Consider the following 26,059-nt stretch of genomic DNA (forward strand, 5'->3'; position numbering starts at 1 on the left):
GACCCCTGTCAAAGGAAGGCCGACCTCTGAGACCTTGGTCGTACGACCAGGGCGCGGAGAGTGGGGCGCGGAGAGCAGGGCCGGGTGCCGTACGGCCAGGACCGCGCGAAGTCCCTTCATGAACGGCGTGTGGCAGTCCCATTGCAGCCCCACCGATTCCCTTGAGCCGCTCCCCGCCCCGCCCTACGGTCGTCTCACCAGCACACGGCCGTGTGCCCGAGTGGTTGAGGGACTCGCCTGCAAAGCGAGTTACGCGGGTTCGATTCCCGCCACGGCCTCTGTCGCCTGAACAGGCGGAACAAATGGGTGGCACCTCGAAAGGGTGCTGCCCATTTGGTTGTCCGTCTCGGTTGCCGTCTCGGTTGATGCGTGAGACCGCCCCATGTATGTGGTCACGACATGTATGTGGTCACGACGTGGATCCCTGACTCAGCGGGCGAACTTGTCGATGGCGGCCGGCGTGAGGGGGGTGAAAAAGTTGACGAGGTTGCCGTCGGGGTCGCGGAACAGGAGCGCCCGGTTGCCCCAGGGCATCGTGGTGGGTTCGTTGACGAAGTCCTCTACGAAGCCGGTCAGCTTCTTGTGCACGCTGTCCACGTCGTCGACGAGGAATTCGAGGATGACGCTGTGGTTGTCGGCCGGCCGGGCGGAGCCGGGCGCGAACAGAGGGACCGTGCGGGTGCTGCCGATCGCGAGGACGGCCGAGGTGGTCCTGAGCTCAGCGAAGTCCTCGTTGGACCAGGTGGCAGAGATTCCGGTGGCGCGCTCGTAGAAGTCGACGAGGCGAGCCACGTCGCCCGTGATGATGCGGACAGAGACAAAGTCCATCGGTGTTTCTCCTGGTCGTTCGGTGCTCTGAGCTTCTGACCGCACGCTACGACGAATACCGGGCAGAACCTGCCCGGTATATGCGGGAGACTTCTGCACATGCCCCGCCCCGTCGCCCGTGTGCTCACCCTGCTGGAACTCCTGCAGTCGGGCGGCATCCGCACCGTGACCGAACTCGCCGGTCGGCTCGACGTCGACGAGCGCACCGTCCGGCGCTACGTAGGCCACCTCCACGACCTCGACGTGCCGGTCGAGTCGGTCCGCGGCCGCTACGGCGGCTACCGGCTCACTCCCGGTTACCGCATGCCTCCGCTCATGCTGAACGACGAGGAAGCGCTCGCTGTGCTGCTCGGCCTGGTCGCGGGGCGGCGAACCGGCTTGACGACGGCAACCGGCACGGCGGTAGAGACAGCGGCGGCCAAGATCCGGCGGGTGCTGCCCGAGCGGCTGGGCCGCAGACTCGACGCCGTGCTCGGCTCCCTTTCGTTCACCGCTGCCGTCACGGCCCCGCCCGGCGAGGCGGTCGCTCCGGACTCCACGGTCCTGCTCTCGATCACCGACGCGGTGAGCCATCACCGGCCGATCTGGATCCGCTACACCGCGGCCGACGGCCGGAGCAGTGAACGCACTCTGCACCCGTACGGGGTCGTCGCCCACTCGGGCAGGTGGTACGTCACGGCTGCGGATCTCACGGCCGGCGAGGACCGGACGTTCCGGCTGGACCGCGTCGAGGGCGTGAAGACCCTGCCCGGCTCGTTCGAACCCCCAGCCGGACTCGACCCGGCGAACCGCGTTCTGACGGGGCTCGCCACAGCCCCGTACCAGCACGAGGTAACCCTGCTGGTGAAGGGGACGGCCGAGCAGATTCACACCCGACTCCCCGCCGGCGTCGCGATCGTGGCGGAACTCCCTGCCTCGAGCAGCGCAGACCCGGAGACCGAGCGCTGGTCCCGCGTCGAAATGCGTGTGGACCGGCTCGACTGGCTGCCTGCTGCACTCGCCTCGCTGGATCGGCCCTTCGTCATCGAGCGCCCCGACGAGCTCCGCGGCCTCGTCGAAGCTCTCGCCGAACGGCTCGCGAACTCTGCCCGGCGAAGCCCACCTCACGAATGACAGGTCAGTCAGCGCGTGGGAGTGTTCCAGGTCTCGGCGGGCCGGTCACGACGGTCGGTTCTACGGGGCCGGCCGGGCGGACGAGGAGGTTGCCGCTCGGCGTGCCGGTTACAGGATTCCTTCCGTCTCGTCCTGGAACAGGGCCGTCCAGTAGTGCCAGTCGGCGCCGGCGGCGGGTGTCGCTCCCGTGGGGTCGACGCTCGCCAGGACCTGGATCATCGTCGTCGCCAGCTGGTCGTAGGCGTGGGTCGTCAGCTCGTGGGCCAGGTCCTTGTCGATCGCTCTCTCGCGGTGGAGTAGCCAGAGGGTGAAGGCCAGCGTGGAGACGTCGGTGTTCAGGGGGTAGAGGGCGGCCTCGGGCTCGTGCCAGTCGAGGACCGCGCCCGTCTCGCCGTCGAGGACCAGGCTGTGGTCGCGGCCGGCGAGACCGGCGATCCGCAGCAGACGGCCCGCCCCGGCGGGGAGTTCGACCGGGCCGTCCGCGTCGGCACAGTGCTCGGCCAGGGTCGGCAGCGGTACGTCCGTGTCCAGGCTGAGGAGCACACCGTCCTCCGGCAGACCGACCTCTCTCAGGAAGCGGCGGGTCGGCTCGTGGGTGAGGCTCATGGGGAAGTCGACGTCCTCGAAGCGCGCCATCCTGCCGTGGCCGAACTCCTGGTCCAGCAGGCGGGCCGGCAGGTCCAGCGCCAGTCCCGAGCCCGTGCCCGGTCCCGCCACCAGGGACAGGGGGCGGATCAGGGCGGCCATCTTCCAGAACGGCGCCGGCTCGCCGCCCGTGCCCTCCTCGAAGACCGCGAGCAGTTGCCGGGACGCCTCCGCCACCGCCTTCGGCCCGAAGCGGCCCGCGTAGGAGGCGAACTGACCGCGCAGGCAGGCCAGTTCGTCCGTCGCCGCGGCGAACCGCGCCAGTGTCGCCAGCGAGGGAGCGAGCGGGCGGCGGTGCATCAGGTCGTGGCGGTCGTGCAGGACGTACGTCGTCGAGATCTCGCCGGTCGAGCCGTCCAGCAGGACCGACTCCGTCGCCAGTCCACGGGGGCCCACCAGCCCGCCTATCACGAGCTGGTCCCGCAGGGCCCGGTCGAGCGGCCGGCCGGGGTCGCCCGTCGAGTCGGCCACCGTCCGCAGGCCGTCCCCGTGCAGGCCCGCGAAGGTGAACAGGCAGCTGTCACCCGGCAGCCCGTGGCCGGTCAGCCAGCGGCGCGTCGGCGCGTGCGTGACGTACGGATCCAGTTGGGCCTCGGTCAGTGTGATCGTCGCCGGGCCGGCGTCGGTCGTCGTGCTCATGTGATCCCCCGCGTGTGCTTCACTCACAGTCCCCGTGCGGGGCACGCACAGCCGCTCAGGTCCGGCGGCCGTCCCCACTGCTCAGAACACTACGCGCCACCACTGACAACGCCCCCCGGCTCATGAGACGTCAGACGACCCTCGCCCGTTCCCGCCCCGCCCCGCCAGGATCGCGTCCACGGTCTCCGCGACCGTCAGCGCTGAGGTGTCCAGCCACAGCCCGATCCGCGGGGTCGACGCCCGCAACGCCCGGTCCAGAGCCTCGACCGTCCAGGCACCGTAGCCGTTCTTCGCCCGCCCGGCCTCCCGGTCGGCGACCGTCTCGGGGCTCGGCGCCAGGACGACGACGTACAGCGGGCGGGTGCGGACCAGGTCGACGTAGGCCGACAGCTCCTCGCCCAGCAGCAGGTCCTGCACGACCGCGGTGAAGCCGGCCTCCGCGTACGCGTCCGCCGTCACCGCCGAGAGCCGGTGGCGGAGCCGGAGTTGGGCCTCGGCCTCACCACCGGGTGCGGCTCCGGGCACGAGCTCCTCGCGCCCGGACACGATCATCCGCCGGAAGACATCGCCGCGTATGTGCGCCGACCTCGGCAGAAGCGCGGCCGGCTCCTGCGCCACCGTCGACTTCCCGGCCGCCATGACCCCCGTGACGACGACCACCCCGCGGATCACAGCCCCCCGCGCCACGGACATCCCCGCCTCACCCGAAACGCATGCCTCACGCGAACTGCACGCTCACGCGAAACGCGCGCCTCACGCAAAACGCACGCCTCACGCGAAGTACACGCCACCCACCACGACGACCACCGCCGCCACCACGAACAGCACGATCCACAGCGCCAGCTTCCCCAGACCCGGTGGCGGTTCGTAGCGAGGCTGCTCCTCGGGCTCCGGGGTCGTGCTCACTGGGTGGTCACCACGGCCGCCTGGGGGCGGATCGGGAGGCGGTTGACCGGGCGGCCCGTCGCGGCGCGGACCGCGGAGGCGATGGCGGCGGGGGAGGTCACCACCGGGACCGCGCTGACCGCCTTCGCGCCGAAGGGGGCGACCACGTCGCGTTCCTCGACCAGTTTCACGATGCGGATGTCGGGCGCGTCCAGGGCCGTCGGAAGGGCGTAGCCGGTGAGGTCGGGGTGGCGGATCACGCCGCGTGCGCTGCGCAGGTTCTCGGTGAGGGCGATGCCGACGCCCTGGGTGACGCCCGCCTCGATTCGGGCCGCCAGCTGGGCCGGGTTCAGGACGCGGCCGACGTCCTGGGCGAGGGCCAGCTCGACCACGCGTACCGAGCCGAGTTCGATGTCGACGTCGACCACCGCGCGGATGGCGCAGAAAGCGAGGCCCACGAAGGCGTCGCCCTGGCCGGTCTCGTCCAGGGGCTCGGTCGGGTGGGGGCGGCACTGGGCGGTCGCCCACAGTTCCTTGCCGTCCATGGCCTCGGTGACGGTCGTCGACAGGACGCCGTCGTACGAGGTGATCTTGCCGTCGGTGATCTGCAGCAGCTCGGTGGACATGCCGAACTTGTGCGCCAGGGGCTGCAGCAGCTGGGTGCGGACCATCTTGGCCGCGCGTTCCACCGCGCCGCCCGACACCCAGGTGTGGCGGCCGCGGCAGCTCGGGCCGGCCGGTGGCTGGTCGGTGTCGACCGGCGCCACATGGACCTCGTCGATGCCGAGGGTGTCCTGGACGATCTGCCGGGCCAGCGTGGTGAAGCCCTGGCCGGTCTCCACCGCCGCGCACAGCACCGTCGCCACACCGTCCTGGACCCGGACGGTCGCCGTGGAGACCTCGTCCGTGCCCTCCGCGCCGAGCATGTGCACCATGCCCAGGCCGTAGCCGACGCCCCGGCGCACCGCGCCCGGTTCGCCCGCGCCCTCGGGGCCGCCGGGCAGCAGCCACTCGTCCTCGGGCGTGTCCTTGGGGAGCGCGGGGAGCGGGACGTCCCGTACCGCCTGCAGGAGTTCGGCGACGGGCGCCGGGCAGGTCACCGTCTGGCCCGTCGGGAGTACGTCCCCGGTGGCCATCACGTTGCGCAGGCGCAGCTCCGCCGGGTCGACACCCAGCTTCTTGGCCAGCTTGTCCATCTGGGCCTCGTACGCGGCGCACACCTGCATCGCGCCCTCGCCGCGGACATGCCCGGAGGGCGGGTTGTTGGTGCGCACGGCCCAGCCCTCGATGAAGGCGTTCGGGACGACGTACGGGCCGCAGGCGAAGGAGACCGCGGCGGCCAGCGCCTCCGACGAGGTGTCCGCGTACGCGCCCGCGTCGAGCAGGATCTGCGCCTCGACCTTCACCAACCGGCCCTCGGCGTCGGCGTGATGGCGGTATCTCAGCAGGGTGGGGTGCCGGTGGGTGTGGCCGAGGAAGGACTCTTCGCGCGTCGCGGTGAGCTTGACCGGGCAGCCGGTCTTCAGGGCCAGCAGTCCGAGCGGGAGCTGGAAGCCGTGGTCCTCGCGGTCCGCGGTGGCGCCGGGGACGCCGGTGACGACGACCTTCACGCGCTCCGGCTCCAGGCCGTAGCAGGCGGCGGCGGTGTCGCGGTCGGTGTGCGGGTCCGTGGAGGCCACGTACAGCTCGACGCCGCCGTCGGGGCGCGGCACGGCCAGGCCGGCCTCGGCACCGATGGGGGCCGGGTCCTGGCGGCCGATGCGGTACTGGCCCTCGACGACGATCTCGCCGACCGCGTCCGGATCGCCGTGGCGCAGCGGGATGTGCCGGATCAGGTTGCCGTCGGGGTGCAGCGGCTCGGCCTCGAAGGCCTGTTCGGGGTCGGTGACCGGGTCGAGTACCTCGTACTCGACGATGACGGCGGCCGCAGCCATCCGCGCGGTGTCGGGGTGGTCGGCGGCGACGGCCGCGATCGGCTCGCCGTGATGGCGTACGACCTCGGAGGCGAACACCGGACGGTCGGCCTTGCCGCGTCCGTGCAGCGCGCTGCCGGGCACGTCCTCGTGCGTGACGACGGCCCGGACGCCGGGCATCTCGCGCGCGTGGGACGTGTCGATGGACACAATGCGCGCGTGCGGGTGCGGGGAGCGCAGTACGGCCGCCCACAGCAGGCCCTCGGCCCACAGGTCGGCCGCGTACGGGAAGGTGCCCTCTGTCTTGGCCCGGGCCTCGGCGGCCGGCAGGGGCACGCCGAGGCCGTGCGGGACCGGCTCGGGAGCGGGTGCTGCCTCCGCGGCGGTGGTCGCGGTCGCGGTGGCGGCTTCGTTGCTCACGCCTGGCCTCCGTCCTGTCCCTGTCCGGGTGCGTGTCCGGGTCCGTGTCCCTGTCCGGGTGCGTGTCCGGATCCGTACGCCTGGTGGTGCGAGGCCGGTTCGAACGCCGACGGGTTGACCCGGCCGGCGCCCGGACCCGCCTGATGCGGGATACGTGCCTCGTCCGCGCCCGTCTCAGCGTCGGCCGCGGAGTGTGCCTCGCGTTCCGCGACGACCTCCTTGACCGCGTCCACGACACCCCGGTAGCCGGAGCAGCGGCAGAGGTTTCCGCACAGTGCCTGGCGGGTCTCCATCTCGCTCGGCGCCGGGTTGCCCTCCAGCAGGTCGTGCACGGTCATCGCCATGCCCGGCACGCAGAAACCGCACTGCACCGCGCCGCACTTCGCGAGCGCCCGCTGGACGTCCGACGGCTGCCCGTCGACGGCCAGTCCCTCGACGGTACGGACCTCGCTGCCGGCCGCGGTCACCGCCGGGACCAGGCAGGACGCGACGAGCCGTCCGTCGACCTGGACGTTGCAGGCCCCGCACTCGCCCTGCGAGCAGCCGTCCTTGGCACCCGCGAGTCCGAGCCGCTCACGCAGCACGTAGAGCAGCGACTCACCGATCCACGCGTCGGTGACGGGACGTTCGACGCCGTTGACGCGCAGGACGTAGTCGGCGAGGGGGTGTTCCTCACCGGGGAGCCGCGGCGCTCCGTCACCCGTCTGAGCCGGGTCGGCCGCGGACTCGGCGTCCGCGGCGGCACCAGACGCGTGCGCGGACTCAGGCTCAGTGGACTCCGCGGCGGCCTCTGCGGCCCTCTCAGCGGCTTCTACGGCCTCTGCGGCGTCCTTGGCGCGCTCTGCCGCCTCGTCGGCCTCACCGGCCCCGTGAGCGGGCTGTGAGGCGTCCACGACGGCTTCGTCGGACGTCTCCGCGTGTGCCTCGCCGGGCCGTTGCTCGGGCGGGAGCGGCTGGGGCCGCGCGGACGCGGGGACGCGGGGCTGCTCGGACTCACGCCCGGCCGGACCCGGCTCCATCGGCGCGTGGCCCTCTGGAGCGGGCTGCTCCTGGGCGTAGGCATCCGGCTGCTCGTAGGCCCTCGGCTCGTAAGAGTCCGGGGCGTGGTGCTGCGGCCCTTGGTGCTCGGGGGCGTGGTGCTCGGGGGCGCGTGCCTCAAAGGCGTGCCGCTCGGCGGCGTGGGCCTCCGAAGCGCGCCGTTCCGCCTCGAACGCCTCCGCTGCTCGCGCTTCGGCCGCCCGTGCTTCGGCCGCCCGCGCTTCGGCCGCGAAGTGTTCCCGTTCGTGCGCGTCCGTTTCGCCCGCGCCGTACGCCTCGGACTGCTCATACGCCGTGGCGTCCCCGGCGGCAGCCGACCGCTCCTGCCCGGACCAGGACTGCGCCGGCTGCTCGTGGCCTTGCCCATGACCGCCGTCCGTCGGCGGCCGGCCGTACGCGGAGCCGGGGCCCGCGGGCTGACCGTGCGTGTACTCGGACCCCGTAGGCCGCCCGTACTCGTGCCCGGGCCCCGAAGGCTGCCCGTCCTCGTAGCGCGTGTCCTGGTCCGCCGGTGTGGACGGCTGTCCCCAGGGCTGCCCGGCCGCTTCCGTCGCCCAGGGGGCGGGGGCGCCGCCGGGCAGGGTGGCCGGCGGGGTGCCGCCCCACTGCTCGACCAGGGAGGACGTGGTGAACTCGCCCGATTCGTCCGGGAGCTCGCCGCCGGCGACCGGGATCGACCACTGCCCGGTGACGTCGTGGCCCGGCGCCGGAGCGGAATGGGCGCCCTGCGCCTGTCCGGTCTCCTCGAAGTGCCACTGCCCGGTGGCGCCGGGGTTGTACGTGAACCGGTCGTCCCCGCCGCCGTGCGGTACCGCGTTCGGGTCGGGCCACTGCGTTCCGTCGGCGGGCGCGGAGGGCATCGCCCAGGACCCCGTAGCGGGCGTGGCGGCCGGGTCGGCCGGGTCCGAGCCGCCGGCCGGGGTGACCGTTATCTGCGGCGGCACGTAGCCGTGACCGGGCGCGGCGAGCGGACTGTCGGCGGAGGCCAGGAGGGCGTCGACACCCCCTTCCGGGAGCTTGACGAAGGCGGTGGCGCCGTCGTCGTAGTCGCCCTGGGGCAGCGGGTCCCAGCGGCCCGCGCTGCGGGACGTGCCCTCTCCGTGCTGGTCGTCGGTCACTTCAGCGCCCTCCCCAGTGCTCGTCGGGCCAGTGCGGCGACGGTGCGCCGCAGGTGCAGTACGGCGGGCGGAAGCTGCTGTACGGAGCCGTCCTCGGCCGGGGCCGGGTCGGGGATGCAGGCCGCGGCGACGTACTCGCCGAAGGCGCTGAGGGCCTCCGGGACGATCGCGCGGCCGTTGTCCCAGTCGATCAGCCGGGCGACCCACTGCTCGGCGTCCAGGGGCCTGAGCGGCATCGGCGCTATGGCGCCGACGGCGCACCGGACTCCGCGCCGGGCGGGGTCGAGGACGAGGGCGACGGAGGCGACCGAGCGGCCGGGGCCGGTACGGCCGGTGGCCTTGAGGAAGACCTGCGGCGCGTGCAGCAGCGGCACGCGCACGTAGCCGATGAGTTCGCCGGCACGCAGCATCTCCATGCCGGCCAGCAGGTGCGACACCGGGATCTCCCGGCGGGCTCCGCCCGGGCCCGCGATGATCAGTGTCGCCTCCAGGGCGGCGAGTACCGGCAGCGCGTCCCCCGTGGGGGCGGCCGAGGCGATGTTGCCGCCGAGGGTGCCCGCGTTGCGGATGTGCGGCGGGCCGGCCGCGCGCGCGGAGGCCGCGAGCGCCGGGATCAGGGCGGCGAAGTCGGGTCGGCCCATCCGCGCGTGGGTGAGGCCCGCGCCCAGCAGGGCGTGGCCGTCCAGGTACTGCCAGCCGCGGATCTCGCTGATCTTGCCGAGGCCGACCAGCGCGGCGGGCCTGAGCTGCCCGGAGTTGACCGCGGCCATCAGGTCGGTGCCGCCCGCGACGGGTACGGCGGCGGGCATGGCGGTGAGCGCCGCCACTGCCTCGTCCAGCGTCGTGGGCAGGGTGACGGCCTGCGCCGCCTGCGGTGCGTGCGTGGTCAAACCGGCTGCCCCTTCCCGCTGCCCCACCTGGTCCCACCTGTTGCTGCCGTACGGTACGTGCTGACAGGGCGGACGTGGCAACTCTGGCACATCTTCGCAGGGGCCGAAGACGGGGGTCCGCTAGGAGGCATTCGCCCGCCTCACCAGCGAGATGGTCCGTTTTCGTACGGCGTTGCCGGTGCGCACTGATTGCCACTCTTCGGTGATGCTTGCGACAGTTTTCAGCTATCTGTTCGGTGGGCCCGGTCACCTGTTCGGTGGTGCCCCCTCGATCGGCCGGCCGAGCACACCGGGCCGCCGCTGCCACGGCAGCGGGCCCGTCGGCGGCCGGTAACCGACCCCCAGGGCGTCGAGGAGACGGTAGTGGGCGGTCATCCGCCGCTGGAAGCCGGCGAAGTCCCGTTCCGCGGGTGCGGGCAGCGCGCTCCAGGCCACCTCGGCGAACGCGGCGAGCCTCGGGAAGGTCTGGTAGTCCACGCGCGCCTGGTTCTCCATCACCTCGGTCCACACGTTGGCCTGCGCGCCGAGGACGTGCCGGGCCTGAACCGGCGTCAACTCCGGTGGAACGGGTTCGAACCGGTAGACGTCCTCCAGGGTGCGGACGTAGCCGATGGGGACCGGCTCGTCGGCGCCGTCGTGCTGCCGGTGGTCCAGGTACACCTGCTGCTCGGGGCACATGACGACGTCGTGACCGGCCCGCGCGGCCGCGATCCCGCCCTGGTAGCCGCGCCAGGAGGACACGGCCGCCCCGTCGGCGAGGCCGCCCTCCAGGATCTCGTCCCAGCCGATGAGCCTGCGCCCGCGCGCGGAGAGCCAGGTGTCGAAGTGCCGGATGAACCAGGACTGCAGCGCGTCCTCGTCCGCCAGAGAGAGTTCCTTCATGCGGGCCTGCGCGGTGGGCGAGCGCCTCCACTGGTCCTTGAGGCATTCGTCACCCCCGACGTGAAGGAACTCTCCCGGGAAGAGTTCCAGGAGTTCCTCGAACACTCCCTCGTAGAAGCGCAGGGTGTTGTCAGTGGGGGCGAGTACGTTTTCGGAGATGCCCCAGCTGTCCCAGACCGTGAGGGAGGTCGTGTCGATGACGTCGGTGTTGCCGAGTTCCGGGTACGCGGCGATGGCGGCCTGCGAGTGTCCCGGTACGTCGATTTCGGGGACGACGGTGATATGCCGCTCGGCGGCGTAGGCGACGATCTCGCGGATGTCGTCCTGGGTGTAGAAGCCACCGTGCGGCTTCTCCTCCCACAGCGGCGAGGCCCGGTGGCCGAATTTCGTGCGCGCCCGCCAGGAGCCGATCTCGGTCAGCTTCGGGTACCGCTTGATCTCTACGCGCCAGCCCTGGTCGTCCGTCAAGTGGAAGTGGAAGACGTTGAGTTTGTGCGCGGCCATCAGATCGAGGTAGCGCAGCACGCCTTCCTTCGGCATGAAGTGCCGTGCCACGTCGAGCATCAGGCCGCGCCAGCGGAAGCGGGGAGTGTCCTCGACGAAGGCGCCGGGTACGAGCCACTGCCGGCCGGGGGCGACGGGAGCCCGCCGGAAGGCGTCGGGACCGAGCAGTTGACGGAGCGTCTGCGCGCCCCAGAACACCCCGGCCGGCCCTCCGCCGTGGATGGTGACGCCGTCCGGGTCGACGTACAGCCTGTAGCCCTCCGGGCCGAGGTCGCCGGCCACCTCGGCCCGGACGCGCAGCCGGACCGTCTCGCCGTCGCCTCCCGCGCCGGGCGGCAGCGCGAGCCCCGTCGCGGCCCCGAGCGCGCCGCGCAGCCAGCGGGCGGTCGCCTCGGTCCCGGGACCGGCGTCGATCACGGTGGTCTCGTCGATCACGAAACCGCCTGCCGAGTCGGCGTCCCGCCACGTCGCGGGCGCCGGAATCAATCCCGTCATCGAAGTCACCTCAGTCCTTGACCGCTCCGCCCAGCCCGGAGACCAGCCGTCGCTGCACGAGTACGAAGAAGATCAGCACCGGAACCGTCATCACCGTGGAGGCCGCCATCACACCGCCCCAGTCCGGGTCGTCCGGCTTGTAGAAGACCAGCAGGGCCATCGGCAGCGTCGACTGGGAGGTGTCGCTGATGATGAACGACTTGGCGAACAGGAAGTCGTTCCAGGCCGAGATGAAGGAAAACACGCTGGTGGCCACCAGACCGGGGAAGACCAGCGGGAAAAGGATCTGCCACAGAAACCGCGCCCGGCTCGCCCCGTCGATGTACGCGGCCTCCTCCAGCGCCTCCGGTACGGCCTTCACGAAACCGCGCAGCATCCAGATCGCGAAGGGCAGCGAGAAGGCGATGTGCGGCAGGATCAGCGAGCCCAGGGTGTTCAGCTGCCCGAAGTCCCGCATGAGGAAGAACAAGGGGATCGTCAGGGCTTCCACGGGCACCATCTGGGCCACCAGAAACATGATCAGCAGGGTGGTCCGGAAGCGGAAGCGGAATCGGGTCACGGCGGTCGCCGCGAGAAACGCGATCAGTGCCGAGACGATCACCACACTGCACGCCACGACAAGGCTGTTGAGGAAGTAACGGCCGAATTCCTGCTGTTCGAACACGCGCCGGAACGAATCCAGCGAGGGCGACAGAGTCCAGGGCCTCGGTTCGGACGACTCGATTTCCCCGGCCGGTTTGAAGGCGCTGAGCACCATCCAGTACAGGGGAAAGGCGACGACCACCGCGATCAGCAGCGCGGAGGCCTCGGCGGCCAGCCGCCACGGACGCCGCGGTCGCACTCGGAGAAGATTCACAGTTCCTCCCCCTGGCGGCGCAGCAGCCGCAGGTACACGAGGGTGACCGCGAGCAGGATCAGCAGCATCACCACGCCGATCGCGGAGCCGAGGCCGTACTGCGAGGAGCCGAAGGCCTGCTGGTAGGCGTACACGTTCAGCACGAGGTTCTGCCCGGCGATGCCGCCGCCGTTGGTCATGACGTAGATCTGGGTGAAGACCTTGAAGTCCCAGATGACCGACTGGATGGTGACGACGGTCAGGATCGGCCGCAGCATCGGCGCCAGCACCGACCGCCAGATGCGCCACTGGGAGGCGCCGTCCAGGGCCGCGGCCTCCAGCACCTCGCCCGGGACGGCGCGGATGCCGGCGTACACCGTCACCATCACGAACGGGAAGGAGCACCACACCACTTCGAGCAGGACGAGGAAGAAGGCGCTGTAGCGCCCGTACGTCCACGAGTGGTCACCCAGGCCCAGCACCCGGTCGACCGGGCCGAAGTCCGGGTCGAAGAGGAACAGCCAGACCGTGGATCCGGTGATGGCCGGGGTCGCCCAGGCGCCGAGCGCGGCCAGCATCAGGGCGAGCCTGGGCACGGCCCGTATACGGGTGAGCAGCACGGCGAGCGCACAGCCGACGGCGAGCGTCGAGACGACACAGGCCGCCGCGAAGACCACCGTCGCCAGCAGCACCTGCCAGAACTGGCTGTCGGAGAACAGCTCGGTGTAGTTCCCGAACCCCTTGAAGGCGGTCGGTTCCCCACCGCTGACCTGGGCCTGGGTGTACTGGAAGAACGAGATCAGCCCGAGCTGGTAGATGGGGTAGACCAGCAGCCCGCCGAGGACGACGAGAGCGGGGGCGAGATAGAGCCAGGGGGCCTTCCCCTGCCGGCTGCCGCGGTACCGCTGGGGGCGCGGGGCTGTGTTGCCCGTGCGGCTGCCGCCGCGTGGGCGCGAGCCACGATCGGCCCGCACCCCCGGACGTCCCGCGCCTTGCGACCTGGCAGGCGCAGTCATCCGGCGGAGCCGAACGCCTGGTCCATCTTCTTCGCCGCGTCCTTGGAGGCCGCCGCCACGTCCTTCTTGCCGCTGATGATCTCCTGGAACATGGTCGGCAGGACCAGCGAGGAGTCGATCTGGGACCACGCGGGCGAGGCGGGGACGAACTTGGTGCCGGCGGCGAGGGTCTGCGCGAAGGGCTTCACGTACGGCTCCTTCGCCGCCGCCTGCTGCCGTACGTCCGCGAAGGTCGGCAGGAAGCCCATCGCGTCGAACAACGAGGCCTGGGTCTTCTTCGAGGCGAGCTGTTCCATGAGGTCGACCGCCAGCGTGCGGTGCGAGGTGCTCTTGAGGACGCCGATGTTGTTGCCGCCGGCGAACGCGGGCGCGATCGAGCCGGATTTCACACCGGGCAGCGAGACGACCGCGTACTCGCCCTTCACCTTCCCGGCCTCGACGGCGGTGTGGCTGAAGTCGCCGCCGATCGCCATGCCCGCCTTGCCGGCCGCGAACGCGGTGATCGTGTCGTTTCCGCCCATGCTCGCGCACTTGGCGGCGGGACAGTTGTCGTCGCCGAAGAGGGACGTGTACGCCTTGATGCCCTTCTGGGCGGCCGCGCTGTCGATCGCGGAGGCGTACGAGCCTCCCTTGCCGGTGGCGAGTTCACCGCCGTTGGCCCACACGAACGGCATCGCGCCGTACATGTAGGCGCCGCCGACGACCAGGCCGTACAGGTCGGGTCTGGCGGCACGGATCGCGCGGGCGGTGTCGGCCAACTCGGCCATGTTCTTCGGGACTTGGAGGCCGAGGGCCTTGAAGACGTCGGTTCGGTAGTACAGGGCGCGGACGCCGACGTAGAAGGGCGTGCCGTAGATCTTGCCGTCCACGGTGACGGACTGCTTCGCGGTGGGGTCGGTGTCCTTGGACTCGCTCCAGTCGCCGAACTCCTTGGTGACGTCGAGGAGTCCGCCGTCCTTCACATAGCCGGCCGTGTCGGTGTTGCCGAACTCCATGAGGTCGGGGGCGGACTTCGGGTCGTTGAAGGCGGCCTTGACGCGCTGGGCGCGCGTCTCGACCGGGATGTACTCGACGTCGACCTTGGTGTCCTTGTGTGCCTTCTCGAAGGCGGCGACGACGGAGTCGACGACCTTCTCCTTCGGCTTGTTGCCGACCTCCTGGAAGAGCCAGACGCGGAGGGTGCCGCTCTGGTCGTCCTTGTCGGAGGAGCTGTTGTCGGAGGTCTGGGGGGCGCAGGCGGTGACGACGACGGCCGTGAGCAGGACGGCCAGTCGGGGAGCGAGCTTCATGGGGAGCGTTCCTCCGGGCATGCGTTGCAACATATGCAATGACGGTTTCGCTCTGCACAACGCCACGGAGGCTATGGACTACATGAACATGTCCGCAAGAGGTCTCTACCACTTCGTGACCCGCGACGGTCAAGAGGGCCCGGGAGGACGTGAGAGGACATGTGAGGACGGATGCCGACACACGGAGGACGCACGAAAGGCCCCCGAGAACGCGCCATAGCGCGACCCGGAGGCCTTGGCAACCTCAGCCGGAACTCAGCCCGAAACCAGTCGGCGGCTCAGCTCGACAGGAGGGCTACTTGTCGCCGCCCTTGTCCTTGTCGTCGCCGCCCGAGCCCATGGACTCGTAGATCTCCTTGCACATGGGACACACCGGGTACTTCTTCGGGTCACGGCCCGGCACCCAGACCTTGCCGCACAGCGCCACGACGGGAGTGCCGTCGAGGGCGCTCGCCATGATCTTGTCCTTCTGGACGTAGTGGGCGAAGCGCTCGTGGTCACCGTCGCCGTGGGACACCTGCGGCGTCGGCTCTACGAGGGTCCCCGTCCCAGTACCTCGCTGCGGCTGGGTCTCAGGCTCAAGAGTGCTCATGGGACCAAGCGTACTGAAGCTCACAGCCATCAGTTGAGCGAAGGGTCGTCCGGATACGTGGCCACCATCGCCAGCTCGCTGCGCTGGCGGCGCAGGACCTCGCGCCAGAGTCTCTCGGGGGACGGGGAGGAGACGTCACCGGGTTCCGACTCGACGACGTACCACGCCCCCTCCACCAGCTCGTCCTCCAGCTGGCCGGGGCCCCAGCCGGCGTAGCCGGCGAAGATGCGCAGGGAGCCGAGGGCCGAGGCGAGGAGCTCCGGCGGGGCCTCCAGGTCGACCAGACCGATCGCGCCGTGCACCCGGCGCCAGCCCAGCGGGGTCCGGTCGGCAACGCCTCCGCCCGGGATGACGGCGACGCCGAGGGCCGAGTCCAGGGAGACCGGGCCGCCCTGGAAGACGACACCGGGTTCACCGGTGAGGTCCGCCCAGCCCTCCAGGATGTCGCCGACGTCCACCGGGGTGGGACGGTTGAGGACGACACCGAGGGAGCCCTCCTCGTCGTGGTCGAGAAGGAGCACCACCGCACGGTCGAAGTTCGGGTCCGCCAGGGCGGGCGTTGCCACGAGCAGCCGCCCTGTGAGCGAGGACACCTCGGTCATGCCAGACATGATCCCGCATCTTCCCCGCGCGCGGGGAGCCAATGCCACTACCGCGGGGTCTGCGGCTCAGGTACCGCAGTGCCCGCAGCTCAGGGCGCGATGGTGCGTCAGGGGCGAACGGAGCACGCCGGTGACCCCGTGTGCCCGGCGTGAAACGGTTCGTGTTGTGACAGAGCTATGACGGAGATGGAGGGGCCTCGGGCTTACAGAAGGGGGGTGGGCGGCGATTACCCTTTCCCTCCTGTGCCCCTGCCCCACTCATCGGAACGCGAGATACATGACCGTCAACGGCAATGACGACGTACTGCTTGTCCACGGCGGAACCCCGCTGGAGGGCGAGATCCGTGTCCGCGGTGCGAAGAACCTCGTACCGAAGGCCATGGTCGCCGCCCTGCTCGGCAGTGAGCCGAGTCGACTGCGCAACGTTCCGGACATCCGTGACGTGCGGGTCGTACGCGGTCTGCTGCAACTGCACGGCGTGACGGTCCGCCCCGGTGAGGAACCGGGCGAGCTGGTGATGGATCCCTCCCACGTGGAGAGCGCGAACGTCGCCGACATCGATGCCCACGCGGGCTCGTCGCGCATCCCGATCCTCTTCTGCGGCCCGCTGCTGCACCGCCTGGGGCACGCGTTCATCCCCGGTCTCGGCGGCTGCGACATCGGCGGCCGGCCGATCGACTTCCACTTCGAGGTGCTGCGGCAGTTCGGCGCGCGGATCGAGAAGCGGGCGGACGGCCAGTACCTGGAGGCCCCGCAGCGACTGCGGGGCACGAAGATCCGGCTGCCGTACCCGTCCGTCGGCGCGACCGAGCAGGTACTGCTGACGGCCGTCCTCGCCGAGGGCGTCACCGAACTCTCGAACGCGGCCGTGGAACCGGAGATCGAGGACCTCATCTGCGTCCTGCAGAAGATGGGCGCCATCATCGCGATGGACACCGACCGCACCATCCGCGTCACCGGTGTGGACCATCTCGGCGGCTACGACCACCGCGCCCTGCCGGACCGCCTGGAGGCCGCCTCCTGGGCGTCCGCCGCGCTGGCGACCGAGGGCAACATCTACGTCAAGGGCGCCCAGCAGCGCTCGATGATGACGTTCCTCAACACCTACCGGAAGGTGGGCGGTGCCTTCCGCATCGACGACGAGGGCATCCGCTTCTGGCACCCCGGCGGCCAGTTGAAGTCCATCGCCCTCGAAACGGACGTGCACCCCGGCTTCCAGACGGACTGGCAGCAGCCGCTCGTCGTCGCCCTCACCCAGGCGACAGGGCTGTCCATCATCCACGAGACGGTGTACGAGTCCCGCCTCGGCTTCACCTCCGCGCTCAACCAGATGGGCGCCCACATCCAGCTCTACCGCGAGTGCCTGGGTGGCTCGGACTGCCGCTTCGGCCAGCGCAACTTCCTGCACTCCGCGGTCGTGTCGGGCCCCACCAAGCTCCAGGGCGCCGACCTGGTCATCCCCGACCTCCGCGGCGGCTTCTCCTACCTGATCGCCGCCCTCGCGGCCCAGGGCACCTCCCGCGTCCACGGCATCGAACTGATCAACCGCGGCTACGAGAACTTCATGGAGAAGCTGGTCGAGCTGGGCGCGAAGGTCGAGCTGCCCGGGAAAGCGCTCGGCTGACAGAGCCACCTCCCTCCGGCCCGGGACACGCCGCTCCCGGCTGGGGGCCCGGGGGTCGTCCCCCGGACAGACACAGCCCTTCGGTAACAGGCTCTTCGCGTACGACGATGGGGCGGCCACCCTCACCGGGTGGCCGCCCCATTCGCGTTGCTGAGCCTCGTACGCAGGTCCCGTCGCGTACGTGAAGGCTTACTTGCCCTTGGCGGCTTCCTTGAGCTTGCTGCCCGCGGAGACCTTGACGCTGTAGCCGGCCGGGATCTGGATCGGGTCACCGGTCTGCGGGTTGCGCGCGGTACGAGCGGCACGGTGGGTGCGCTCGAAGGTCAGGAAGCCGGGGATGGTGACCTTCTCGTCGCCCTTGGCGACGATCTCGCCGACGGTCTCGGCGAACGCGGCCAGAACGGCGTCGGCGTCCTTGCGGGTCACCTCGGCGCGGTCGGCCAGCGCGGCCACCAGCTCACTGCGGTTCATGTTGTTACTCCCGTGTTCTTCTTGCCATTGAGGCGTGCCACGCGGCGGAGCCGCATGTTGGGCGCTGTGAAGCCGATGCCCTCGCGCCCAGGGACGCATCCTGCCCCTACCTGCGGCGGGAAAGCCAATCCGGCACCCGTGGAAGTCGTGAGAACACCCGAGGGAGTCACACGAAAAGAGGGCCCGAGCTTGGCCGCCACGATAAACGGCGGCCAAGGACCCCGGGTTCCACGACGCGCCGGTTCAAAGCCCGCCGTGGTAATCCTCACAGCCTCCTACGAGGCTACGCCTGCCGCTTTCGCGGCTTCCCGCACGGCCCCGGCGACCGCTCCCGCGACCTTCTCGTTGAAGACGCTCGGGACGATGTAGTTGGCGTTCAGCTCGTCCTCGGTCACCACGTCCGCCAGCGCCTTCGCGGCGGCGATCATCATCTCGGTGTTGACCGTGCGGGACTGCGCGTCCAGCAGACCGCGGAAGACGCCCGGGAAGACCAGCACGTTGTTGATCTGGTTCGGGAAGTCGGAGCGGCCGGTGGCCACAACCGCCGCCGTCTGGCGGGCGATTGCCGGGTCCACCTCGGGGTCCGGATTCGCGAGCGCGAAGACGATGGCGTCGTCGGCCATCGCGGCCACGTCGTCGCCGTCGAGCACGTTCGGGGCCGAGACGCCGATGAAGACGTCCGCGCCGCGCACGGCCTCCTTCAGGGTGCCGGTGAGGCTCTCGGGGTTGGTGTTGTCGGCGATCCAGCGCAGCGCCGAGCCGGGGGCGGCGTCGACGAGGTCGTCGCGGCCGGCGTGCACGACGCCGTGGATGTCGGCGACGACGGCGTTCTTCACACCCGCCGCGATCAGCAGCTTGAGGATGGCCGTACCGGCCGCGCCGGCGCCGGACATGACGACCCGGATGTTCTCAATCGCCTTGCCCGCCACGCGAAGTGCGTTGGTGAGCGCGGCCAGGACGACGATCGCCGTGCCGTGCTGGTCGTCGTGGAAGACGGGGATGTCGAGGGCCTCCCGCAGCCGCGCCTCGATCTCGAAGCAGCGCGGGGCGGAGATGTCCTCGAGGTTGATGCCGGCGAACCCGGGGGCGATCGCCTTGACGATCTCGACGATCGCGTCGGTGTCCTGGGTGTCCAGGCACAGCGGCCAGGCGTCGATGCCGGCGAACCGCTTGAAGAGGGCCGCCTTGCCCTCCATGACCGGCAGCGCGGCCTTCGGGCCGATGTTGCCGAGGCCCAGCACGGCGGAGCCGTCCGTCACGACCGCAACGGAGTTGCGCTTGATGGTGAGGCGGCGGGCGTCCTCGGGGTTCTCGGCGATGGCCATGCAGACCCGGGCGACACCCGGCGTGTAGATCATCGAGAGATCGTCACGGTTGCGGATGGGGTGCTTGGACTGCATCTCGATCTTGCCGCCGAGGTGCATGAGGAACGTACGGTCGGAGACCTTGCCGAGCGTGACGCCCTCGATGCCGCGCAGCTTCTCGACGATCTCGTCGGCGTGGCCGGTCGAGGTGGCCGCGATGGTGACGTCGATCCGGAGCTTCTCGTGTCCGGAGGCGGTGACGTCGAGGCCGGTCACCGAGCCTCCGGAGGACTCCACGGCGGTGGTGAGCTGCGAGACGGCGGTTCCGCTCGCGGGCACCTCCAGCCGGACCGTCATCGAGTAGGAGACGCTGGGCGCCGTTGCCATGGCCGACTTCCTCTGCTTTCACCGGGTGACGCTGGATGCGGTCCGATCGTCGCACCTACCGCCGAGTAGGCGTTAGCCGGGTGGGATTGCGAACGTTTTGTTCGCAGCACAACAAGAAGAGAGGCCCACGTCACGGGGTGACGTGGGCCTCTCGAACGTCAGTGACACCGACCCGCCATGCTCGCCTCGCGGCAAGTGGTCGCTCGTAGCGACGAAGGTTGGGCCCGGGGGCTTGGATCGGGCCGGTGCCACATCCAGGCTAACAAACGGATGCCCGAAGGCCATTCCCGTCCGCGGAGTTCGCGGGAATCAGTCCCGCAGCAGGTCCGGCACCCCGTTCGCGTCCGGTGCGTCCCGCTCCCCCGACACCACCGTGAGCTGCTGCGTCGCCCGGGTGAGGGCCACGTACAGCACCCGCAGGCCGGCCGGTGACTCGTCCGCGATCTCCGCGGGGGAGACGACCACCGTCGCGTCGTACTCCAGTCCCTTCGCCTCCAGGCTGCCGAGGGCCACCACCCGGTCTCCGAGCCCGGTCAGCCAGCGCCTGGCCTCCTCCCGGCGGTTCATGGCGACGACGACACCGACCGTGCCGTCGACGCGGTCGAGCAGGAGGGCGGCCTCGGCGCGGACCGTCTCGGCGAGGGGTTCCCGTACGACGGCGCCGTGTCCCCTGTTCGTTGCCACAAAGCGCGGCTGTACGCCGGTGGAGCGCACCGCCGACGGGGACGGGGAGCCCGGCATGGCGAGCGCCAGTACCTTCGCCGCGAGCTCGGCGATCTCGGCCGGGTTGCGGTAGTTGACGGTGAGCTGGAAGCGGCGGCGGGGGCGGGTGCCGAGGGCCTCGTCGCGGGCCTCGGCGGCCTCGTCGGGGTCGGACCAGGAGGACTGGGCCGGGTCGCCGACGACCGTCCAGGTGGCGTGCCGGCCCCGGCGGCCGATCATGCGCCACTGCATCGGGGTGACGTCCTGGGCCTCGTCGACGATGACGTGGGCGTACTCGGTGCGCTCCTGGGCGAGCCGCTCGGCCCGCTCGCGCTGGGTCTCCTCGCGCACCGGCATCAGCTCCTCCAGGCCGGTGAGCTGGTCGAGCGGGTCCGCCTCACGCTTGCGGCGGGGACGGGCCGGGGCGCCGAGGATCGCCTGGAGCTCGTCGAGCAGCGCGACGTCGTGCACGGACAGGCCCTCGCGGCGCAGCGAACGGGCGACCTTGCGGACCTCGCCCGGGTTGAGGATCCGCCGGGCCCAGCGGCCCAGGCGCCGCTCGTCGGCCATGGCGTCCAGGACCGCCCTCGGGGTCAGCTCCGGCCACCAGGCGTCGAGGAACTCGATGAAGCTGTCCTCGGAGCTGACGTCCTCGTCGAAGGAGGAGCGCAGCTCGGCGGCCAGCTCCGGGTCGGTGTGCCGGCCGGCCGCGCCGGAGTGCGCCCACAAGGCGTCCAGGAGCAGCTTGCGGGCGCGCGGGCGCAGGAGGTTCACGGGGGCGGTGCCGCCGAGGGCGCTGTGCCGGATGCGGTCCAGCTCGGCGGCCTCCAGCTCCAGCCGCCGCCCGAAGGCGACGACCCTGAGGCGCGTCGGGGGGCCGGCGGGGGCCTGCGGCGCCGTACGGGCGTCGTCGCCCCGCACGCTGACCTCGCCGCTCTCTTGGCTCTCGTCGCTGTCGTCGCCGAAGGCGAGTTGACCGAGGGCGAGCCGGCCGCCGGACGAGGTCCGGCCGGGGGCGGGCCGGCCGGAGGGACCCGGGCGCGGGCCGGTGCCCGTCTCCAGGGCTCCGCGGGCCGCCTTCCGCAGCACCCTCAGCATGCGGTACGAGCCCTTGGCCCGGGCGGTGGCCGGGGAGTCGTACAGCGTGGCCTCGGCGCCGTCGACCAGGGAGCCGATGGCCCGGACGGCGACCTGGCCCTCCTCGCCGAGGGAGGGCAGCACGCCTTCCGTGTACGCCACGAGCAGCGGGGTCGGGGACACGATCAGGATGCCGCCCGCGTACCGGCGCCGGTCCTGGTAGAGCAGATAGGCGGCCCGGTGCAGGGCGACGGCCGTCTTGCCGGTGCCGGGGCCGCCCTCGACGTACGTCACGGAGGCGGCGGGAGCGCGGATGACCATGTCCTGCTCGGCCTGGATGGAGGCGACGATGTCCCGCATGGTGTGGGTGCGGGCCTGGCCGAGGGCGGCCATCAGGGCGCCGTCGCCGATGACCGGGAGGTCGTGGCCGTCGAGGCGGGCCTTGAGCTCGGGACGCATCAGGTCGTCCTCGACGCCGAGGACCTTGCGGCCCTTGGAGCGGATCACGCGGCGGCGTACGACGCGGCCCGGGTCGACCGGGGTGGAGCGGTAGAACGGGGCGGCCGCGGGGGCACGCCAGTCGATGACCAGCGGTGTGTAGTCGGAGTCGAGGACCCCGATGCGGCCGATGTGCAGGGTCTCGGCGATGTCGGCGGTGTTGTCCGCGCGGATCGCGCCCTCGGCGGGCTCCACGGCGGTGTAGGCGCCGTCGGGTCCCTTCTTGCCGTCCTTGCCCGGGAGCAGGTCGATCCGGCCGAAGAGGAAGTCCTCGAACTCGTTGTTCAACCTGTTCAGGTGGATACCCGCCCGGAAGACCTGGGCGTCCCGCTCCGCGAGCGCGCCGGGCGTGCCGACCTGGCCCCGCTTGGCCGCGTCGTTCATGAGGAACTCGGCCTCGTGGATCTTCTCCTCAAGGCGCTGGTACACCCGGTTCAGGTGTTCCTGTTCGACGCTGATCTCGCGCTCCCGCACGGAATCCTGGACGGAATTCCGTGCGGAGTCGTGAACCGCGGTCTCCTGCTGAGCCTGAGCGGCCACCGGGCCCCCTTCTGACGTGCTGGGCAGCCGTCAACCGTACGCGAAGGGGGGCCCGGGAAGCTATGTGTCCGCTCTCGGGGTATTCACACGTCGATGTTGACGATCTTCTTTCCGTCGAACGTCATGACCTCGATGTGATCGAGATCGCTCTTGTCCATGGCCACCCCGCCGTTGATGTAGAGCGGGTTCCTCGCCTGCTCGGTGGTGGCGTCCGGGATGCCGTAGCCCGCGGGCGGGACGGACCAGGAGGCGGCCGTTTCGCGCTCGCCGTTCTTGCCGACGAAGATCATGGAGCACTTGAGCGGACCCTTGAGGCCCTTGAGCTCGACGACCGAGCCGATGCCCCAGAGCTTCTCCTGCAGGGCGACGGTCGCACTGACTTTCGTCGTGGGGTCGGTCGCCGAGACCTTGTCCTTGGAGGGCGTCTTGTCGAAGAGGTCCTTGGCCGGGTTCGCCGAGAGGACCTGGCCGGTGGTGCCGCCACCGCCGCCGGAGTCGCCGCCGGACGCCGCCATGGCCACGAACGGGCCGCCGATGATCAGCGCGGCCGCTGCCGCCACCATGTAGAAGCTGCGACGGCGCTTCTGTGCCCGGCGCTCGGCGACCTCGTCGACGAGCTTGTTCGCCAGCCGCGGGCTGGGCTTCGCGGACAACGACTCGCCGATCGCGGGGGTGCCGGAGCCCGGCAGGTCCGCGAGGGCGGCCAGCATCGGTTCCATCCCGGCGAGCTCGTCGAGCTGCTGGGCGCACCATTCGCAGGTGGCGAGATGGGCCTCGAAAGCGGTCGCCTCGGCGTCGTCGAGGATGCCGAGGGCGTAGGCGCCGACGGTCTCGTGCTCGTTCGGACCCGGAGATCCCATCATGGGGCCAGACATACCCGTACCACCCATACCGAATCCCTGTGATCCCCCGTATCCACCCATCATGCCGTCACCCCCCGCTCCTCCAGTGCCAGCTTCATCGACCGCAGGGCGTAGAAAACCCTCGAGCGGACCGTGCCGCTGGGTATGCCCAGGGTCTCGGCCGCCTCATTCACCGTACGTCCCTTGAAGTACGTCTCGACGAGCACCTCCCGGTGGGCCGGGGTCAGGTCGTCGAGCGCGTCGGACAACGTCATCAGCCACAGCGCCTTGTCGATCTCGTCCTCCGCGGGGATGACCTCCAGCGGCGACGGATCGACCTCCTGCGGCCGGGCCTGCCGGCTGCGGTGGCCGTCGATGACGATGCGCCGGGCGACCGTCACCAGCCAGGGGCGTACCGAACCGGTCGCTCGATTGAGCTGACCGGCGTTCTTCCAGGCACGGATGAGTGTCTCCTGCACGACGTCCTCGGCTCTCTGCCGGTCGCCGGCGACAAGACGGAGGACGTACGCAAGGAGAGGTCCGGCGTGCTCCCTGTACAGGGCACGCATCAGCTCCTCATCAGGTTCCGAGGGCTGGGACATGCGATGTCGGGCCCTCGATCCACGTTCATTGGCCACGACGGAATCCTTGCGCACGCCCACCTCCGATGTCCCGGGGTTCCCCCAGTCGGTCGCTCGATCACAGGTACGCGGGCGAGGAGCGGGGTGTTCAAAGTGGGGCGACAGTTTTCTTGTGGGTGTCGTGACGAGACCGGACATGGGCGCACATTCCCACCGCGTGATCTTTACATTTCCGCCACAACGACAAGATCGAGCCAGCTGCCCGGAAGGTTGAGAAGGTAAACGATGTGTAATCGAAATCACGTCGACTCCCGCTCCGCAAAGGGGACTTAACGCCCCCTCAGGCGCGGGTGAGTGCCGCCCGACGACGATGCCGGGCCACCCTTTCGCGGTTCCCGCAGACCTCGCTGGAGCACCAGCGCCTCCTGCGCCCCCGCGAGGTGTCGAGGTAGACGATGGGACAGCTGTCCCCCTCACACTGCCGCACGCCCGCCCACGCGACCGGATCGGTGAGCAGCTCCACGACATCACGCGCGACCGCCCCGACCAGCGCCGCGCACGCCGGAGGTCCGTCCAGCTCCCGCACCAGTGCGCCGTCCTGACCGAGTACGGCACGCGGGGCCGGGGGCGCGGCGCGGGCGAGTTCGTTGACGCGGGCGAGCGCGAGATCGTACGGCCGTCCCTCCGGGACCAGCCCTCCGGGCACCAACTGTCCGATCCGACCGCGAAGTTCGCGGAACGCGACGAGCCAGGTGGTGTCGGCGTGCGCCAGCGAGGTGCCCGGCGGGACCAGTCCCGAACCGGCGATCCAGGCGCGCAGCACCGCGACGGAGTCGAGGCGTTCGACGGGGTGGGTGGTCGCGAGGAGATCCAGACAGATCCGTCCGGCGTCGAACCGCAGCTCGTACGTGTCCGTGGCCGTACCCAGTGCCATGTGCCTGTCACCGCCTTGGGTCACCCCGGTGAGGAACTGTTCCCCTCACACAGTGCCTGCCCGATCCTCCGGCCGTAACCCCTCGTACCGGGGCGGGACGAAGCCGGCCTGGACGCCCGCCTGGGCGGCGACCCCCGGACCGCCCGCGCCGGTGCCGGAGGCCTGCCTACTCGTCGGAGTACTTCGCGTCCGACGCCGCCGGGTCCAGCGCCAGCCGGTACCCCCGCTTCACCACCGTCTGGATCAGCTTCGGCGCCCCGAGGGCCGTACGCAGCCGAGCCATCGCCGTCTCCACGGCGTGCTCGTCGCGGCCCGCTCCCGGCAGGGCCCGCAGCAGGTCCGAGCGGGCCACCACCCACCCGGGCCGCCGGGCCAGGGTCCGCAGCAGGGACATCCCGGCCGGGGGTACGGGCTTCAGTTCCCCGTCCACCAGCACCGCGTGCCCCCGGATCTCCACCCGGTGCCCGGCGATCGGCAGGGTCCGCGCCCGCCCCGGCAGCTCCTGGCACAGCAACTGGACGAGGGGGCCGAGCCGGAAGCGCTCCGGCGAGACCGTGTCGACGCCCCGGGCCTGGAGCGGCAGCGCCGTCACCGGACCGACACACGCCGGTAGCACGTCGTGGTGGAGGGCGGCGAGCAGCTCGGGCAGCAGTCCGCGGTCCTCGGCGCGGGACAGCAGGGAGGCGGCCGCGGGCGCACTGGTGAAGGTGAGCGCGTCCAGGCCGCGCGAGACGGTCGCGTCCAGCAGCCGGTCCACCGGCCCGATGTCCTCCGGCGGCATCCACCGGTACACCGGCACCCCGAGCACCTCCGCTCCCCCGGCCCGCAGTGCCTCCACGAACCCGGGCAGCGGCTCGCCGTGCAGCTGCACGGCGATCCGGCGGCCGTCGACGCCCTCCTCCAGCAGCCGGTCGAGCACCTCGGCCATGGACTCGGAGGACGGCGACCACTCCTCGGTCAGGCCCGCCGCGCGCACCGCGCCCTTGACCTTGGGGCCACGGGCGAGCAGCTCCACCCCGCGCAGGCGGGCCAGCAGGTCCTCGCCCAGGCCCCAGCCGTCGGCGGCCTCGACCCAGCCCCGGAAACCGATCGCGGTGGTCGCGACCACGACGTCCGGCGCCTTGTCGATGACCTCCTTGGTCGCCGCGAGCAATTCGCTGTCGTCGGCGAGCTGCACGATGCGCAGTGCGGGGGCGTGCACAACGGCGGCTCCACGCCGCTGGAGAAGTGCCCCCAGCTCGTCGGCCCGGCGCGCGGCGGTCACTCCCACGGTGAATCCCGCGAGGGGACCGTTGTCCGGTCGCTGCTGTTCGTCGTACATAACTTCTCGTCCCGGAGTCGTTTGCACCTACCCACCAGGTGATGGCACCTGCATGCCGAACGAGCCTGTCAACG

Annotated in this window: 22 protein-coding genes and 1 tRNA gene; 3 read left to right on the forward strand and 20 right to left on the reverse strand. The window is 71.0% G+C overall.

Translation table 11 applies throughout. The features are described from left to right. Positions 1-206: 206 nt before the first annotated feature. Positions 207-278 (forward strand) — tRNA-Cys (locus ACIBK3_RS24745). Between the two features lie 151 nt (positions 279-429). Here ACIBK3_RS24745 and ACIBK3_RS24750 read toward each other — a convergent pair. Continuing rightward, positions 430-828 carry a VOC family protein gene (locus ACIBK3_RS24750; RefSeq protein WP_399368767.1) on the reverse strand — a complete coding sequence of 133 codons (399 nt, stop codon included), beginning with the start codon at positions 826-828 and terminating at the stop codon, positions 430-432. Positions 829-927: 99 nt separating this feature from the next. Between ACIBK3_RS24750 and ACIBK3_RS24755 the strand changes: the two genes are divergently transcribed. Then, positions 928-1,941 (forward strand): helix-turn-helix transcriptional regulator, encoded by a 1,014-nt coding sequence (locus tag ACIBK3_RS24755; RefSeq protein ID WP_399368769.1) that lies wholly within the window; start codon positions 928-930, stop codon positions 1,939-1,941. A 108-nt stretch (positions 1,942-2,049) separates the two neighbouring features. On the opposite strand, the gene ACIBK3_RS24760 is transcribed toward ACIBK3_RS24755, so the two are convergent. The 12 genes from ACIBK3_RS24760 to ACIBK3_RS24815 form a co-directional block, all read right to left on the reverse strand. Next, a complete protein-coding gene (locus tag ACIBK3_RS24760) occupies positions 2,050-3,225 on the reverse strand; it encodes an SUKH-4 family immunity protein (protein ID WP_399368771.1) in 1,176 nt (391 codons plus the stop codon). Between the two features lie 120 nt (positions 3,226-3,345). Next, positions 3,346-3,918, reverse strand: coding sequence for an AAA family ATPase (locus ACIBK3_RS24765; RefSeq protein ID WP_399368773.1), 573 nt, complete (start codon positions 3,916-3,918; stop codon positions 3,346-3,348). A gap of 78 nt (positions 3,919-3,996) precedes the next feature. Then, positions 3,997-4,131, reverse strand: coding sequence for a hypothetical protein (locus ACIBK3_RS24770; protein WP_267883784.1), 135 nt, complete (start codon positions 4,129-4,131; stop codon positions 3,997-3,999). Continuing rightward, entirely contained in the window at positions 4,128-6,443 is a 2,316-nt protein-coding gene (locus ACIBK3_RS24775) for a xanthine dehydrogenase family protein molybdopterin-binding subunit (protein WP_399368775.1), read from the reverse strand. Before ACIBK3_RS24775 ends, ACIBK3_RS24770 begins: the two co-directional genes overlap by 4 nt. Beyond that, on the reverse strand, positions 6,440-8,599 hold the full coding sequence (locus ACIBK3_RS24780) for a 2Fe-2S iron-sulfur cluster-binding protein (protein WP_399368777.1): 2,160 nt from the start codon (positions 8,597-8,599) through the stop codon (positions 6,440-6,442). Before ACIBK3_RS24780 ends, ACIBK3_RS24775 begins: the two co-directional genes overlap by 4 nt. Then, the gene (locus ACIBK3_RS24785; RefSeq protein WP_030666905.1) at positions 8,596-9,489 is read right to left on the reverse strand and encodes an FAD binding domain-containing protein; all 894 of its coding nucleotides are present in this window, start codon (positions 9,487-9,489) and stop codon (positions 8,596-8,598) included. Before ACIBK3_RS24785 ends, ACIBK3_RS24780 begins: the two co-directional genes overlap by 4 nt. Before the next feature lie 246 nt (positions 9,490-9,735). Beyond that, positions 9,736-11,370: a beta-N-acetylhexosaminidase gene (locus ACIBK3_RS24790; protein ID WP_399368779.1), complete on the reverse strand. Its 1,635-nt coding sequence runs from the start codon at positions 11,368-11,370 to the stop codon at positions 9,736-9,738. A 10-nt stretch (positions 11,371-11,380) separates the two neighbouring features. Next, entirely contained in the window at positions 11,381-12,226 is an 846-nt protein-coding gene (locus ACIBK3_RS24795; RefSeq protein ID WP_399368781.1) for a carbohydrate ABC transporter permease, read from the reverse strand. Continuing rightward, entirely contained in the window at positions 12,223-13,221 is a 999-nt protein-coding gene (locus ACIBK3_RS24800) for a carbohydrate ABC transporter permease (protein WP_399368783.1), read from the reverse strand. The genes ACIBK3_RS24795 and ACIBK3_RS24800 overlap by 4 nt, the downstream gene beginning before the upstream one ends. Further along, on the reverse strand, positions 13,218-14,510 hold the full coding sequence (locus tag ACIBK3_RS24805) for an extracellular solute-binding protein (RefSeq protein WP_399368785.1): 1,293 nt from the start codon (positions 14,508-14,510) through the stop codon (positions 13,218-13,220). Before ACIBK3_RS24805 ends, ACIBK3_RS24800 begins: the two co-directional genes overlap by 4 nt. A gap of 295 nt (positions 14,511-14,805) precedes the next feature. Then, positions 14,806-15,102: a DUF3039 domain-containing protein gene (locus ACIBK3_RS24810; RefSeq protein WP_030666896.1), complete on the reverse strand. Its 297-nt coding sequence runs from the start codon at positions 15,100-15,102 to the stop codon at positions 14,806-14,808. A 29-nt stretch (positions 15,103-15,131) separates the two neighbouring features. Continuing rightward, positions 15,132-15,704, reverse strand: a complete 573-nt coding sequence (locus ACIBK3_RS24815) for a YqgE/AlgH family protein (protein ID WP_399368787.1) — start codon at positions 15,702-15,704, stop codon at positions 15,132-15,134. 277 nt (positions 15,705-15,981) lie between these two features. Here ACIBK3_RS24815 and murA point away from each other — a divergent pair, with 277 nt between their 5' ends. Next, positions 15,982-17,328 carry a UDP-N-acetylglucosamine 1-carboxyvinyltransferase gene (murA, locus tag ACIBK3_RS24820; RefSeq protein ID WP_399368789.1) on the forward strand — a complete coding sequence of 449 codons (1,347 nt, stop codon included), beginning with the start codon at positions 15,982-15,984 and terminating at the stop codon, positions 17,326-17,328. A gap of 189 nt (positions 17,329-17,517) precedes the next feature. On the opposite strand, the gene ACIBK3_RS24825 is transcribed toward murA, so the two are convergent. From ACIBK3_RS24825 to ACIBK3_RS24855, 7 genes are all read right to left on the reverse strand, one after another. Beyond that, positions 17,518-17,799 carry an HU family DNA-binding protein gene (locus ACIBK3_RS24825; protein ID WP_007382399.1) on the reverse strand — a complete coding sequence of 94 codons (282 nt, stop codon included), beginning with the start codon at positions 17,797-17,799 and terminating at the stop codon, positions 17,518-17,520. A 275-nt stretch (positions 17,800-18,074) separates the two neighbouring features. Beyond that, a complete protein-coding gene (locus ACIBK3_RS24830; protein WP_399368791.1) occupies positions 18,075-19,490 on the reverse strand; it encodes an NAD-dependent malic enzyme in 1,416 nt (471 codons plus the stop codon). Positions 19,491-19,799: 309 nt separating this feature from the next. Then, positions 19,800-22,307 (reverse strand): HelD family protein, encoded by a 2,508-nt coding sequence (locus ACIBK3_RS24835; protein ID WP_399368793.1) that lies wholly within the window; start codon positions 22,305-22,307, stop codon positions 19,800-19,802. An 83-nt stretch (positions 22,308-22,390) separates the two neighbouring features. Continuing rightward, positions 22,391-23,230: an anti-sigma factor family protein gene (locus ACIBK3_RS24840; RefSeq protein WP_399368950.1), complete on the reverse strand. Its 840-nt coding sequence runs from the start codon at positions 23,228-23,230 to the stop codon at positions 22,391-22,393. Next, a complete protein-coding gene (locus ACIBK3_RS24845) occupies positions 23,230-23,751 on the reverse strand; it encodes a sigma-70 family RNA polymerase sigma factor (RefSeq protein WP_010039908.1) in 522 nt (173 codons plus the stop codon). The genes ACIBK3_RS24840 and ACIBK3_RS24845 overlap by 1 nt, the downstream gene beginning before the upstream one ends. A 319-nt stretch (positions 23,752-24,070) precedes the next feature. Beyond that, the gene (locus ACIBK3_RS24850) at positions 24,071-24,664 is read right to left on the reverse strand and encodes a CGNR zinc finger domain-containing protein (RefSeq protein ID WP_399368795.1); all 594 of its coding nucleotides are present in this window, start codon (positions 24,662-24,664) and stop codon (positions 24,071-24,073) included. Positions 24,665-24,830: 166 nt separating this feature from the next. Further along, positions 24,831-25,985, reverse strand: a complete 1,155-nt coding sequence (locus ACIBK3_RS24855; RefSeq protein WP_399368797.1) for a uroporphyrinogen-III synthase — start codon at positions 25,983-25,985, stop codon at positions 24,831-24,833. Positions 25,986-26,059: the final 74 nt, after the last annotated feature.

This window comes from Streptomyces sp. NPDC050287 (assembly GCF_044459385.1).
GTDB lineage: Bacteria > Actinomycetota > Actinomycetes > Streptomycetales > Streptomycetaceae > Streptomyces.

What these genes read in the sequence shown, in the direction of transcription:
- ACIBK3_RS24845 (WP_010039908.1), bottom strand. Translation starts at nt 23,751, where the DNA reads ATGTCCCAGCCCTCGGAACCTGATGAGGAGCTGATGCGTGCCCTGTAC.
- ACIBK3_RS24800 (WP_399368783.1), bottom strand. Translation starts at nt 13,221, where the DNA reads ATGACTGCGCCTGCCAGGTCGCAAGGCGCGGGACGTCCGGGGGTGCGG.
- ACIBK3_RS24750 (WP_399368767.1), bottom strand. Translation starts at nt 828, where the DNA reads ATGGACTTTGTCTCTGTCCGCATCATCACGGGCGACGTGGCTCGCCTC.
- ACIBK3_RS24825 (WP_007382399.1), bottom strand. Translation starts at nt 17,799, where the DNA reads ATGAACCGCAGTGAGCTGGTGGCCGCGCTGGCCGACCGCGCCGAGGTG.
- ACIBK3_RS24815 (WP_399368787.1), bottom strand. Translation starts at nt 15,704, where the DNA reads ATGACCGAGGTGTCCTCGCTCACAGGGCGGCTGCTCGTGGCAACGCCC.
- ACIBK3_RS24805 (WP_399368785.1), bottom strand. Translation starts at nt 14,510, where the DNA reads ATGAAGCTCGCTCCCCGACTGGCCGTCCTGCTCACGGCCGTCGTCGTC.
- ACIBK3_RS24760 (WP_399368771.1), bottom strand. Translation starts at nt 3,225, where the DNA reads ATGAGCACGACGACCGACGCCGGCCCGGCGACGATCACACTGACCGAG.
- ACIBK3_RS24840 (WP_399368950.1), bottom strand. Translation starts at nt 23,230, where the DNA reads ATGGGTGGATACGGGGGATCACAGGGATTCGGTATGGGTGGTACGGGT.
- ACIBK3_RS24755 (WP_399368769.1), top strand. Translation starts at nt 928, where the DNA reads ATGCCCCGCCCCGTCGCCCGTGTGCTCACCCTGCTGGAACTCCTGCAG.
- ACIBK3_RS24850 (WP_399368795.1), bottom strand. Translation starts at nt 24,664, where the DNA reads ATGGCACTGGGTACGGCCACGGACACGTACGAGCTGCGGTTCGACGCC.
- murA (WP_399368789.1), top strand. Translation starts at nt 15,982, where the DNA reads ATGACCGTCAACGGCAATGACGACGTACTGCTTGTCCACGGCGGAACC.
- ACIBK3_RS24810 (WP_030666896.1), bottom strand. Translation starts at nt 15,102, where the DNA reads ATGAGCACTCTTGAGCCTGAGACCCAGCCGCAGCGAGGTACTGGGACG.
- ACIBK3_RS24765 (WP_399368773.1), bottom strand. Translation starts at nt 3,918, where the DNA reads ATGTCCGTGGCGCGGGGGGCTGTGATCCGCGGGGTGGTCGTCGTCACG.
- ACIBK3_RS24830 (WP_399368791.1), bottom strand. Translation starts at nt 19,490, where the DNA reads ATGGCAACGGCGCCCAGCGTCTCCTACTCGATGACGGTCCGGCTGGAG.
- ACIBK3_RS24855 (WP_399368797.1), bottom strand. Translation starts at nt 25,985, where the DNA reads ATGTACGACGAACAGCAGCGACCGGACAACGGTCCCCTCGCGGGATTC.
- ACIBK3_RS24790 (WP_399368779.1), bottom strand. Translation starts at nt 11,370, where the DNA reads ATGACGGGATTGATTCCGGCGCCCGCGACGTGGCGGGACGCCGACTCG.